The sequence below is a fragment of the Collinsella aerofaciens genome, assembly GCF_040926185.1.
Classification (GTDB): domain Bacteria; phylum Actinomycetota; class Coriobacteriia; order Coriobacteriales; family Coriobacteriaceae; genus Collinsella; species Collinsella aerofaciens_BC.
In genome coordinates, this window is the sequence record NZ_JBCOIQ010000019.1 from 1 (window position 1) to 13,061 (window position 13,061).

General features: G+C 59.4%; 11 protein-coding genes. 10 read left to right on the forward strand and 1 reads right to left on the reverse strand.

Annotated features, from left to right (window positions below; all coding sequences use genetic code 11):
* Positions 1 to 284 precede the first annotated feature (284 nt).
* The gene (locus AB5750_RS07790) at positions 285 to 1,007 is read right to left on the reverse strand and encodes a GntR family transcriptional regulator (protein ID WP_368145973.1); all 723 of its coding nucleotides are present in this window, start codon (positions 1,005 to 1,007) and stop codon (positions 285 to 287) included.
* Positions 1,008 to 1,212: 205 nt separating this feature from the next.
* On the opposite strand from AB5750_RS07790, the gene AB5750_RS07795 reads away from it, so the two are divergent.
* The 10 genes from AB5750_RS07795 (at position 1,213) to AB5750_RS07840 (ending at position 13,061) form a co-directional block, all read left to right on the forward strand.
* The gene (locus AB5750_RS07795) at positions 1,213 to 2,205 is read left to right on the forward strand and encodes an SIS domain-containing protein (protein ID WP_368145974.1); all 993 of its coding nucleotides are present in this window, start codon (positions 1,213 to 1,215) and stop codon (positions 2,203 to 2,205) included.
* A 361-nt stretch (positions 2,206 to 2,566) separates the two neighbouring features.
* Entirely contained in the window at positions 2,567 to 3,649 is a 1,083-nt protein-coding gene (locus AB5750_RS07800; protein ID WP_368145975.1) for a DMT family transporter, read from the forward strand.
* Between the two features lie 182 nt (positions 3,650 to 3,831).
* Positions 3,832 to 4,758: a PTS sugar transporter subunit IIAB gene (locus AB5750_RS07805; RefSeq protein ID WP_368145976.1), complete on the forward strand. Its 927-nt coding sequence runs from the start codon at positions 3,832 to 3,834 to the stop codon at positions 4,756 to 4,758.
* A 36-nt stretch (positions 4,759 to 4,794) separates the two neighbouring features.
* Complete coding sequence (locus tag AB5750_RS07810) at positions 4,795 to 5,589, forward strand: PTS mannose/fructose/sorbose/N-acetylgalactosamine transporter subunit IIC (protein ID WP_117629035.1); 795 nt, start codon at positions 4,795 to 4,797, stop codon at positions 5,587 to 5,589.
* Positions 5,590 to 5,602: 13 nt separating this feature from the next.
* Complete coding sequence (locus AB5750_RS07815; RefSeq protein WP_368145977.1) at positions 5,603 to 6,436, forward strand: PTS system mannose/fructose/sorbose family transporter subunit IID; 834 nt, start codon at positions 5,603 to 5,605, stop codon at positions 6,434 to 6,436.
* Between the two features lie 195 nt (positions 6,437 to 6,631).
* The gene (locus tag AB5750_RS07820; RefSeq protein ID WP_368145978.1) at positions 6,632 to 7,615 is read left to right on the forward strand and encodes an SIS domain-containing protein; all 984 of its coding nucleotides are present in this window, start codon (positions 6,632 to 6,634) and stop codon (positions 7,613 to 7,615) included.
* Between the two features lie 160 nt (positions 7,616 to 7,775).
* Complete coding sequence (locus tag AB5750_RS07825) at positions 7,776 to 8,405, forward strand: HAD family hydrolase (RefSeq protein ID WP_368145979.1); 630 nt, start codon at positions 7,776 to 7,778, stop codon at positions 8,403 to 8,405.
* Positions 8,406 to 8,760: 355 nt separating this feature from the next.
* Positions 8,761 to 9,768, forward strand: a complete 1,008-nt coding sequence (locus tag AB5750_RS07830; protein ID WP_022095157.1) for a YitT family protein — start codon at positions 8,761 to 8,763, stop codon at positions 9,766 to 9,768.
* A 218-nt stretch (positions 9,769 to 9,986) separates the two neighbouring features.
* Positions 9,987 to 10,706 carry a GntR family transcriptional regulator gene (locus tag AB5750_RS07835; RefSeq protein WP_022095156.1) on the forward strand — a complete coding sequence of 240 codons (720 nt, stop codon included), beginning with the start codon at positions 9,987 to 9,989 and terminating at the stop codon, positions 10,704 to 10,706.
* A 372-nt stretch (positions 10,707 to 11,078) separates the two neighbouring features.
* Entirely contained in the window at positions 11,079 to 13,061 is a 1,983-nt protein-coding gene (locus tag AB5750_RS07840; protein ID WP_368145980.1) for a RecQ family ATP-dependent DNA helicase, read from the forward strand.

The following is a 13,061-nucleotide window of genomic DNA, read 5'->3' on the forward strand; positions in this document are numbered from 1 at the left end:
CTGCGACGCGGAAATCGCGCGCTGTTGACGCGCCCCCGCAGTGCCCGCTTCCCCCAAGGACAATTATCAGTGCAGGTCACAGAGGTGACAGTTTTTGGTGTGCTCGACAGGTCACGAAAAGTCTACTCACTTAGATTTGCGGTACTGGATATTCTGAGCAGGAACAGTTGAGCTTGGACGGCGCGTATTGCCAGGCGATGTTGGCATTTGTGCCATGCTGGCTTGAGATTTAATAAAACCGCAGGTAAAACGTTCATCAGGTACAGTTTGCCTCGTTTGGTGCGCTAGCCGATGGGTTCGGTGTATTTGGCGCGGTCGGTGCGTTGGATGCGCTTGGAGACATGGAGCGGGCGGCCGTCGGTGTCGTAGACGTAGTCGGTGATCAGGATCAGCGCCTGCCCACGCTCAACGTTGAGCAAAAACGCCTCGTTTTGCGAGGCATAGCACACCTCAAAGGTCTTGTGCCCCTGTGCCGGCGCGCGATGGAATTCTTGGCGCAGCGTGGCGTAGAGCGAACCGTTGATATCGCGGTCGATGAGTGCCTCGAAGCTTGGTGGCAGATAGGTGGTCTCCAGGCACAGCGGCGCATCGTCCAGATAACGCAGACGGACAAGTTTGACGAGCTTGCTGCCCACGGCGGCGTCAAAGAACTTAGCTATGCTGCCGGCCGCCTTGGCAAAGCCCGAGTCCACGGTGCGCGTGGTGGGCTTCATGCCCTGGCCTTCGACCTGTTTGGTATAGCTCGAAAACACCAGGTTGTTCTCGTGGAGCGCCGGCGTGTCGGCCACAAAGGCGCCGCGCCCGCGCTCGGTTCGAACCAGACCCTCATCAACGAGCACCTTAAGGGCATGGCGCACGGTGCTGCGCGACAGCCCCGATTCGTCCATGAGTTCCATCTCGGACGGCAGCTTGTCTTCGCGCGCGTAGACGCCGGCGGCGATGCGGTCACGCAGCATGCCCGCCAAGCGCTCGTATTGGGCCAGTTTCTTTTTAGACGAAGCGTTCATGCGATCAACCTGTATCTAACTTGTATGTGAGTCTAATCAAGCATGTATTCAATACAACAACAAAACAGCTGGTAGCTAGTAATCGAAAACCACATCAGCAAAATTTCTAAGACAAATATAGCATACAACTAGTCGACATAGCCAAAACATGTATGTAACTTGTATGCCATCGAGAGCATCAAACGAGAAGAAAGGCTGATGCACGATGACTACTCAGGAACAGGTTAAGGATGTCGTTTCCCAGGTTTTGGCTGACAAGGCAGACAAGGGCGGCATCAAGCGCGTCGTGTGGATTGGCGCCGGCGGATCCAACGGCGGCAACTATCCTGCTCAGTACTTTATGGAGCACGAGGCCACGCAGGTCGTGAGCTCCAGCTACACCAGCAACGAGTTCGTGCACGCAACCCCCGCCTACGTTAACGAGAACACCCTGGCCGTCGTCGTGTCCATGCGCGGCACCAAGGAGACCATCGTCGCCGCCCAGGTCGCCAAGGACCACGGCGCCAGCACCATCGCCATCTATGTCGACGAGTCCGGCCTCACCGAGGTCTGCGACTACAAGATTCAGTATGACAGCCTGGCCGTCGACGAGTCTTGCATGGGCCGTACCAACTCCGCCGTCGTGACCATGATCGCCATGGAGCTTACGCAGCAGACCGAGGGCTATGCCGAGTACGAGACCGCTATGGCTGCGTTCGACTTGGTTGACCCCATCTATCGTAAGGCCGTCGAGTACACCCGTCCGCTCGCTGCCAAGTGGGCCGAGCAGAACGCCGACAAGCCCTGCATCAACGTGATGGCTCAGGGTCCGCTCTTTGGTGCCGCCTACGTCTTTAGCATCTGCAACGTGCAGGAGATGCTGCAGATTGACTCCTGCACCATCAACACCTGCGACTTCTTCCACGGTCCCTTCGAGATCCTGGACAAGCGCACCTCGCTGTTCCAGCTCATCAGCGTCGGCCGCAGCCGCTGCAACGACGAGCGCGGTATCCGCTTCGTCAATCAGTACGGTGGCGAGCGCGTCTATCAGCTCGACGCCAAGGAGCTCGGCCTCAACGACATCAAGGACAGCGTGAGCGAGTACTTCAACCACCTGATCTTTGCCCCGGTCCTCAACAACGTGTACATGCGTGCGCTCTCTGCTGTCACCCACAAGGACTACATGACGCGCCGCTACATGTGGAAGCTGGACTACTAAGAGTTACGCGGTTTTACCAAACCGCGTAACGGGCCGACGCTGCGCGGGCCGCATTTGGACAATCTGACGTTCAACTTCAAGGGCGCGACCAGAAGGTCAGCGCCCTTTCGTTTCACGTCACCTTGTCTCAAATGCGACCCGCTCGCTGATTTATGCTCAACCAGCGGCGCTTTAGTCGTTGGGGACGTACTTAAACGACTAGGCATTCAGGAACGTCCCCAACGACAGTTCATTTAAGAACATCCCCAATGAGTATGCTGGGAAGCAGATTTTTCCGTTCGGCGATTTGTGTCTTGAAAAATGTATATAACGACTATAACGTAGTGTGAAACATATTGGAAACAATACCGAGGAGGCTGCGTTGAAGAAAAGCAATCTGGGCTATGTGCTGGTGCTGGTCGCCGCGCTTATGTGGGGCAGCATCGGAATCTTTGTAAACGGCATCTCGGCCATGGGCGTTTCGTCCCAGAGCATGGCTGCCTTTCGCTTGTTGGTCGGAGCGCTTATCTTGGCGCCGGTCCTGATGTTTATGGGCTGCCGTCCGGGTGAGGGGTCTACCGTGGCTCAGGGTCCGCTGGCCCTGTTCAAGGCAAGCCCTAAAGAGCTTGTTCCCTGTGCGCTTGTCGGCATCGTCGGTTTGGCCGCCGCCAACACCTGCTATTACGAGTGCATGGGCGAGGTGGGCATGTCCACGGCCTCGGTGCTGCTCTACACCTCGCCGGTGTTTGGCGTCATGCTCGGCCGCGTGCTTTATCGCGAGGACGTGACCCCCAACAAGCTCGTTGCCATTGTCTTTAACATCGTAGGCTGCGTGCTTGCAGTGACCAATGGCGACCTTTCCGGTTTTCATTTTTCGGTTTGGGGCGTCACGTCGGGCGTGATTGCAGGCCTTTGTGGTGCGTCGCTCGCGGTGTTTAGCCGAATAGCAACCAAGACGGTCCACCCGCTGGCTGTCACGTTTTGGGGCTTTGTTTTTGGCGGTGCGGTTATGGCGGCTATCGCGGCTCCGTGGCCGGATGTCGCCGCGGCAATGTCGCCACAGCTGCTGCTGCTGTTCCTTGGCTTTGGACTCATCCCCACAGCCGTTGCTTACATCTTATATATGCAGGGTCTGTCCATGGGGCTCGAGACATCGAAAGTTCCCGTCGTAATGTCTTTCGAGACGGTCGTCACCGTACTGGTGGGCATTGGTGTCTACGCCGAGCCCGCCGGCGCGATTAAAGTCTTGGGCATCGTGCTGGTGCTCGCGTCCATCCTGATTATGAACACCGACTTCTCCAAGCTGCGCAACAGCGCCTTTGTCGGCCATATCGTTGAGAGCATGACCTTTAAGCCCAACGCGTGGTGGACCGAAAAATCTCAGGACATGGATCTGTTTAAGGAACGCACCGGCATTGCGCTGGAACCCACCGTACAGGAAAGCCCCTGGTACTTCGTGCGATAGGGGATTGCGCGCAGGGTCTGACCTGGGGTTATCCAGCTAGCGCCGGCCTACCCAGCCCAACGTTTCGAGTACGTTAAACCCGTCAACGGTCGATTTTCACCCGCGAACGGTCTTTATACTAATTAGCAATATAAGCAACGTATAAGACGTTATAATGACCATAACGAAAAGGAGGAGGCAAGATGAATCAGATCATTCTCGCATCTCATGGCGGCCTGGCCGCAGGCGCCAAAGACACGCTCGAGATGGTTCTCGGCGACGTGTCGAACGTCCACGTCGTTTCGCTTGCTCGTGACGACAAGGAGCCCATCACCAATAAGGTTGAGGCTATGATCGCCACGTTCAACGCGGACGACACCGTCTATGTGCTGACCGATATGCTCGGCAGCTCGGTCAACAACAACATGGTCGAGCTTTCCAAGAACGGCACGAAGTTCACGGTTGTCAGCGGTTTCAACATCCCGCTGGCGCTCACGCTCGCTATGAGCCCCGTCCCCGTCAAGGGCGCCGAGCTCGCGGCCCTCATCAACGAGGCCCGCACCGGTCTGACCAACCCCAACGCACCGGTCGAGGTTGCTCCCGCAGCCCCCGCCAAGAAGGCCAAGGCGTCCCGTCACAGCTCCGCTCCCGCCAAGATCGTCCTCGCACGTCTTGACTACCGTCTGCTGCACGGCCAGGTCGTCTTTACCTGGACCACCAAGGTTCAGGCCGAGCGCATCATCGTCGTCGACAACGCTGCCGCCAACGATGACATCAAGAAGGGCGCTCTTAAGCTGGCCAAGCCCCAGGGCGTGCGCCTGAATGTCTTCACCGTCGAGCGTGCCCTCGCCAAGATGGATAAGCTCAACACCCTCGGCGAGCGCGTCATGTTCGTCTTTGGCAACACGGCCGAGATGCTGCAGTTTTGCCAGGGCTACAAGCTCGACGCCATCAACCTGGGCGCCACCGCCAACCACGACGGTGCCGATCAGGTCGGCGGCAAGGACAGCTCCGTCTTCTTCGACGCCGCCCAGAAGGCCGACGTCAACCAGCTGCTCGACATGGGCATCAAGCTCTATGTCCAGCAGACCCCTACGTATCAGAGCGTCGACATCGACGCCAAGCTGTAATCAACCAGGCTTTTGCCTGACTGAAAGGAGAAGGGTATGAATACGTTCATCAGTGCGGTGCTCGTCGGCCTCGTCGGCGTGTTCTGCATGTGGGACTCCCGCCTGCTCGGTCGTCTTAACTTCGAGCAGCCCCTCGTTGGCGCTACGCTCGTCGGTCTGCTGCTGGGCGATGTGCCCACCGGCCTCGCCGTCGGTGCCGCCGTCGAGCTCGTGTCCATGGGCCTGGTGCAGGTCGGCGCAGCCGTTCCGCCCGATATGGTCCTGGGTGGCATCGTGGCCGCTGCCTTCGCATGCCTGACCGATGCTTCCGCCGAGACCGCCATGACGATCGCCATCCCGGTCGCCGTTCTGGGTCAGCTCCTCGGCATTGTCTTCCGTTCCATCATCGCCGCTCTCACCCACGTGGCCGATAGCGCGATCGATAACGGCAAGTTCAAGACCGCCTACCGCATGCACATCTGCGCCGGCTCCGGTCTGTACGCCATCATGTACTTCCTGCCGATCTTCCTGGCCGTCTTCGTCGGTACCGACCTGGTCCAGGCCATCGTCAACATGGTTCCCGAGTGGCTGTCCGTTGGTCTGAACGTCTCGACCAAGATCATGACCGCCTACGGCTTGGCCCTGCTGCTCACCATGATGATCAAGAAGGGCATGACCCCGTTTCTGTTCATTGGCTTCCTGCTCGCCGCCTACCTCAACCTGTCCGTCATCGCGGTCGCTCTGATCGGTGTGTGCCTGGCTATCGTCTTCATGGGCTTCAAGTTCAACGGTTCCCATGCTGCTGCCGGTGTCGATTCCGACTACGATCCGCTCGAAGACGACGAAGACTAAGGAGGAACACACTATGGCAACCGCAACCAAGGACGTGTCCCTGAACAAGAAGGTCAGCCAGTTCTTCTGGCGCTCCTGGGCCATCCAGGCCTCTTGGAACTACGAGCGTCAGATGAACATGGGCTTCCTCTACGGCATGGTTCCCACGCTCGACCGCCTCTATCCGGATGAGTCCGACCCCAAGCAGCTCGCTGCTAAGAAAGAGGCTTACCACCGTCACATGGCGTTCTACAACTGCACCCCGCAGACGAGCGCCTTCATCCTGGGCCTCTCCGCTTCCATGGAGGAGGAGTACGCCAAGGATCCCGAGAACTTCGACCCCGATTCGATCAACGCGGTCAAGACCTCCCTCATGGGCCCGCTTTCCGGTATCGGTGACTCCTTCTTCCAGGGCACCATCCGCGTCATCGCCTTTGGTCTGGGCGTTCAGCTGGCTCAGCAGGGCTCCATCATGGGCCCGATTCTGGCCATGCTCATCTCCATCGTCCCCTCCGTACTGATCACTTGGTTCGCTGCCAAGATGGGTTATCAGGGCGGCCACCAGTACCTGAGCAAGCTCCAGGGCGGCGACCTCATGGAGAAGCTCGTGTATGTCTGCGGCATCGTGGGTCTTATGTCCGTGGGCGGCATGATCGCCACGCTGATCGGCGCCACCACCCCGCTGCAGTTCGCTGACGGCACCGTCGTTATCCAGGACATCCTGGACGGCATGATGCCTCAGATGATCTCCCTCGGCCTCACTGGCCTTATGTATGCGCTCATCAAGAAGAACGTCAACACCGGTTGGCTTCTCGTGATCGCCATCGTGGGCGGCATCGCCCTCTCCGCGGCCGGCATCCTGGCCTAGTCGCGATCGAGCGTCTAATCGCTTTCCCCCGGGGGCCTGCCTGGCATTCCATACCCCAGGCAGGTTCCCATCCCTAAAATGTGACAAAGGGATTGTTCCTTTGTTGCGCACGAGCCGGCGATTCGGCTCATATCACGGTAACCCTGCGAGCGTCCGGCAAAGTGGCGCCGCAAAAATTCGAAAGGAATGTGTCAGATGTACGAGATCGACCTTAACCTCCCTAAGCAGATCGTCGCTGACGTCCTGTCCAACCACGAGATCCACAGCGTCGCTTTCGTCGGCTGCGGTGCCTCCATGTCCGATCTGTACCCCGCCAAGTACTTCCTGGCCAACAACACGGACAAGCTGAACGTTCAGATCTTCACCGCTAACGAGTTCAACTACGACACGCCTTCTTGGGTCAACGAGCACACCTTCGTGATCACCTGCTCCCTCGGTGGCTCCACGCCCGAGACCGTCGAGGCCAACAAGACCGCCAAGAAGCACAACTGCCCGGTTGTCTCCCTCACCAACAAGGCTGGCTCCGCTCTGACCGTCGACGCCGACCACGTCATCGTTCACGGCTTCCACGCCAACCATGCTGCCAAGGCCGAGAAGCCCGCCTACGCCATCGCTCTTGCTCTCGAGATCCTTCAGCAGACCGAGGGCTATGATCACTACGAGGACATGATCACCGGCCTCACCAACATCTTCGAGCTCATCCAGAACGCTGCTGAGTCCGCCAAGGGCCTGGCCAAGCAGTTCGCTCAGGACTTCAAGGACGACAAGATGGTCTACTTCATGGCCTCCGGTGCCTCCGAGAAGATGGCATACTCTCACGCCGCCTTCCTGTTCACCGAGATGCAGTGGATCGACGCCGCCGCCTACAACACCGGCGAGTACTTCCACGGCCCGTTCGAGGTTTCCACCGAGGGTAAGCCCTACATCTTCTTCATGTCCGACGGTGCTACCCGTCCGATGGACGCTCGCGCCCTCACCTTCCTGCAGCGCATGGGCGCCAAGGTCGCTCTGATCGACGCCAAGGACTACGGCCTGGCCGACGCCGTGCCGGCAAGCGTCCTCACCTACTTCAACCCGCTGCTGCACCTCGCCGTTATGCGCGAGTACGGCAACCAGCTCGCCGAGGCCCGTCAGCACCCGCTGACCATGCGTCGCTACATGTGGAAGCTTTCCTACTAATCGCAAGTAAGTAGACCTTACGGGTTGATTGAGAGGGGATGGGGTTTGTGCCCTGTCCCCTTTTTTGCTTTGGGGAGGGCGTGCCCGTTGCGCTGTAAAACCCCAGATAAAACCTACCAAAATAAACCTGTCCCTTTTTGGCAGGTGGGAGGAGATGCGTATGATCAAGGCAGTGCTGTTTGATATGGACGGTGTGCTGGTCGATACCGAGTGGTTCTACAACCGCCGCCGCGTGGCGTTTATGGAGGAGAAGGGGTTTCACTTTGACGAGATCCCCGATCTTTCGGGGTCAAACGAGCCAGCCATTTGGAAGGCGCTGGTGCCCGATGATGTTGAACTGCGTGAGCGCCTGCGCGTGGAGTACAAGCAGGTCTACAGCCCGGTCCATCCCGTTCCGTATGCCGAGCTGCTTAACGAGCAGACGGCGCCGGTAATGCGTGCGCTGCACGAGCGTGGCGTGAAGTGCGCCATCGCGAGCTCGTCCTATCGTGAGCTTATCGACGAGCTGGTGGAGATTGCCGGTATCGCCGACGTGCTGGACTACACCATCAGCGGCCACGAGTGCAGCGCGTTTAAGCCCGACCCCGAGATCTACCAGCGCGCCATGGAGGCGCTGGGCGTGGAGCCCGCTGAGTGCCTGGTGATCGAGGACTCGCCCATGGGCATCGAGGCCGGCAAGCGCTCCGGTGCCCACGTCCTGGCGCTGCGTCCGCACGAGGGCGTCAACCTCGATCAATCGCGAGCCGATGCCGTTATTGATAATCTGACCGACATTTTGGCCGCTTTGTAGTGTCAATCCGCCGCGAGAAGCACGGGTTCAAACGTTTTTTGCGGTGGATTGGCTCAATTTGGTTTCGATTTTGATCCGTTTGGCTTCGATTCGGGCTAAGTGAGTAGACTTTTTGGCGTAGGCCGAGCACAATGCATATCTTCCTTTGTAAAACCGCAGGTCACAGGGGTGGCGGTTTTGGGTGTGCTCGGCAGATCGTAAAAAGTCTACTCACTTGGAATTTTGCCCTTTGGTCGTGGGGGTTGCTGGTCCCGTTTTGGTTGTCGAGGGAGGTTGAATTGAAGCGCCCCCGCACGCTCCATGCTACAATCGCGGGCATGCCCCACAACCACATCTGCCTTCGAAAGGAGCCTACGTGGCGAACGCCATCGATCAGCTCACGGACCGCGTGCTCATGCTCGGCCGCCTCACCATCGTCCGCCGTGCCATTACTGCCGTGGCGGTCACAATTTCTGCCGTCCTCCAGACATTCCTGATCCAGGCGTTCATTCAGCCCGCCGACCTGCTTCCGAGCGGCCTCACCGGCGTTGCGGTCCTGCTCGATCGCGTTACCTCGCTGGGCGGCGTTCACATCGACATTTCGCTCGGTATGCTCGCGCTCAACATCCCCGTGGCGCTCCTATGCTGGAGCGGCATTAGCAAGCGCTTCGTCATCTTCTCGATGATGCAGGTCGTGCTCTCGTCGCTGTTCCTCAACGTCTTTCACTTCGCTCCATTTTTGGGCGACAAGATCATGCTCATCATTTTTGGCGGCGTGGTCTCGGGTCTGGGCGCTGCCATCGCACTTAAATCCGGCGCATCCACCGGCGGCACCGACTTTATCGCGCTGTGGGTTTCCAACCACACGGGCAAGACCATCTGGGGCGTCATCTTTGGTTTCAACTGCTTTATCCTGGCGATCTTTGGCTTTATGTTTGGCTGGGACAAGGCGGCGTATTCCATCGTGTTCCAGTTTATTTCGACCAAGACCATCGACAGTTTCTATCGTCGCTACGATCGCGTGACGCTGCAGATTACGACGCGCAAGGCAGACGAGGTCATGACTGCCTACGTAAACCATTTTCAGCACGGCATTAGCTGCGCCGAGGTCGTCGGCGGATACAGCCGCGAAAAGATGTACCTGCTGAACACCGTTGTTTCGACCTACGAGAGCCAGGACATTATCAAGTTGGTGTGCGACGTTGATCCCGGCGCCGTGATCAACGTGTTCCACACGCTCAACTTTGTGGGCGGCTGGTGGGGCGGTCATGTCGACGAGCCCATGCCCACGGCCGTTCCCGATCCCGACAAGCCCGCACGCATGGCCAGCAGGCAGGCGCGCCTCAGCGAACAGGACAGCCTGCAGCAGGACGACGGCAAGTAGGGTATTGGCATTTTGCCGGTCCTGCGCAACCCATCCGAACGAGCCCCCCGAAAGCCCCGTTGCTTTCGAGGGCTCTCGTTTGCCCAGATAAAACCTACCAAAATGAAGCTGTCGCTTTTTGGTAGGGAGGGTGTATCGTTTTATCAATATGAGGTAACATGAAACTAGACGTTATATACGTATTAGAAATTTAGCTATTTTGATAAGAGTGATCAGATATGCCTGCGCCCAAAAATGCACCGCTTTACCAGCAGATTTATGACGAAATCAAGGATGCGATCGAGAAAGGTGTTTATGCACCCAAGGAGCGTATTCCGTCCGAGCTTGAACTAGCCGAGCAGTACGAGGTGAGCCGTATTACGGTGCGCCGCGCTGTCGAGGAGCTGTGCTCCGATGGTTACCTGGTTAAGCAGCAGGGCCGCGGCACCTTTGTCTCCACGCCGCACATCAACCGCCAGTTTCACGCCTCGACGCTGCAGACGTTTACCGCGCTGTGTGCCGGCAACGGCATGAAGGCCGGTGCGCACGTGATCGATCGCCAGATCGTTCCGGCGCGCCAAAACGAGATGGAGTTCTTTGGCCTGCAGAAGGATGCGCTGCTGCTGCATATCAAGCGCGTGCGTACGGCCGACGGCGAGCCCATCTTTGAGGAGAACATCTTTGTGCCGTTTGACGCCTACCGTGAGCTGTTGACGGCCGATCTTGAGGACAAGTCGATTTTTGCCGAGGTCGAGCGTGTTGGCGGAACGCCGATTGTCTCGGTTGGCTACCGCACGGTCGAGGCCGTTCGTGCCAATACCGAGCAGGCGGCCGAGCTGGGCATTGCTCCGCACGATCCGCTGCTCAACCTGCGTGCCGGCTTCACGGGCCCCAATGGCGAGCCGGTCCTGATGGGTAAGCAGTACTACGTGGGATCGCGCTACGTTATGGTGATGTAGGGTTGGTTCCGCCGTTCTTACGAACGGCGGACCGATCGACGCTGCAAGCCCGCCAGAGCGGCAATCTGCCTTTCAACTTCGGCGGCATGATCAAAAGATCAATGCCGCCTTGTTTCAAGGCACCTTGCTCGCTCTGGTGGGCTTTCGCTGACATTGCCAAAACATTGACGTTGCCGGGCCGGCACTTGGGGACGTTCCTTTTGTGCCGGCACCTGGGGACACTCCTTAGTCGTTGGGGACGTTCTTAAACGGCCAGTCATTCAAGAACGTCCCCAACGACTACCCGCAGAATGAGCGTGGCTGACAGCCGGGCGACGCCGGTCCGCGTGGCGGCGTATAATCGGCGGCAGATGATTCTGACGTTAGGAAACCATGATCGATAGCATGCAGCAGATGGCGCTCGACACGCTCGGCGCCTATTTTGGCTACACCTCGTTTCGCCCGGGGCAGGACCGCATGGTCGATGCGATCCTTGCCGGTCGCGATGCGCTGGGTGTTATGCCCACGGGCGCCGGCAAGTCCATTTGCTACCAGGTGCCCGCGCTCATGCTGCCCGGCATCACCTTTGTGGTGAGTCCGCTGCTGTCGCTTATGGAGGACCAGACCCGTGCGTTGCTCGCGGCGGGTGCGCGACCCAGCTATCTCAACTCCAGCCTTACCCCGGCCCAGCAAAACACCGTGCTCAAGCGGGCGCGCGAGGGCCGCTATCAGCTTATGTACGTGGCGCCCGAGCGCCTGCTCGAGCCGCGCTTTTTAGCCTTTGCGCAGGAGGCCGCGGCGGACGGCGGCATTGGCGTGCCGCTCGTGGCCATTGACGAGGCCCACTGCGTGAGCCAATGGGGCCAGGATTTCCGCCCCGCCTACCTGCAGATTCGCGAGTTTATCGATTCGTTGCCGCGGCGCCCGATCGTGGCGGCGTTTACCGCCACGGCGACCGAGCGCGTGCGTGCGGACATTCAGCAGATGCTCGGCCTGCAAAATCCTGCGACGGTGGTGACGGGCTTCGATCGCAAGAACCTCTACTTTGGTTGCGAGGAGATGGGCGACAAGGCCAAGACTGCCTGGGTGCGCGACTACGTGATTGCGCATTCGAGCGAGAGCGGCATCGTGTATTGCTCGACTCGCAAGACGGTCGATGCGCTGGCGGGCGAGCTTGCCGAGGCGTTGGGACCCAGCGGCATTCGCGTGGGCCGTTACCATGCCGGCATGGGCAACGACGCCCGCCGCCAGAGCCAGCGTGCCTTTATCGACGACGACATCCAGGTGATGGTTGCCACCAACGCCTTTGGCATGGGCATCGACAAGCCCAACGTGCGTTACGTGATTCACAACAACGTGCCCGAGAGCATCGAGGCTTACTACCAAGAGGCGGGCCGCGCCGGCCGAGATGGCGACCCGGCCAGCTGCCATCTGCTGTGGAACGGCAACGATTTCCGTATGCGCCGCTTTTTGATCGACCGTGGCGATGCGGCCGACGAGGCGCTTGACGACGAGCAGCGCGCGTGGGCGCTCCAGAACCGTTATCGCCTGCTCAGCCAGATGGAGGGCTACTGCAATACCACCGGCTGTCTGCGCGAATACATGCTGCGCTACTTTGGCGACGAGGCCGCGGCCGAGCATGCGGCTGCGGCCGGTGCGGGCAGCGCCGCCACGGACGATGCCGAGGGCTGCGGCAGCTGCAGCAACTGTCTCACGCAGTTCGAGGTTGAGGACGTCACCGATATGGCCCGCGCCGCCGTGCGCTATGTGGCCACGCGACCCATGCGCTTTGGCAAGTCGCTGATCGCCGACGTGCTCCACGGCGGCAACACCGAGCGCATTCGCCAGATGCATCTGGACGAGGACCGCGGCTACGGTGAGCTGTCGAGCGAATCGGTCGGGCGCATCAAGGACATCATCGGGCAGCTGTGCGGTCGCGGTTATTTGGCCACCTCGCAGGGGCAGTACCCGGTCGTGGGACTGGGTCCGCGTGCCGGCGAGGTCGAGGACGAGGCGTTCGTCTTTACCGTTAAGCGTCGCGCGTCCAAGCGCAAGGCCTCGGCCCGCGCCCGCCGCGCCGTCGATCTGCTGCGCGAGGAGGCCGAGCTGGACCAGCACCCGCGCGTTGGCGACGATGCCGAGCTGTTCGAGCGCCTGCGTGCTCTCCGCAAGGAGATCTCGACCGAGCTGGAGATGGCGCCGTATATGGTCTTTTCCGACAAGGCCCTGCGCGGCCTGTGCCGCCTGCGTCCGCAGACGCGCGAGGAGCTGATCCAGGTCAACGGCATTGGCGAGAAAAAAGCCGACGCCTTTGGCGAGCAGTTTATGGCGGCGATTGAAGAATTTGAGTCCGAGCATGCGCGGGATGGAGCGTAA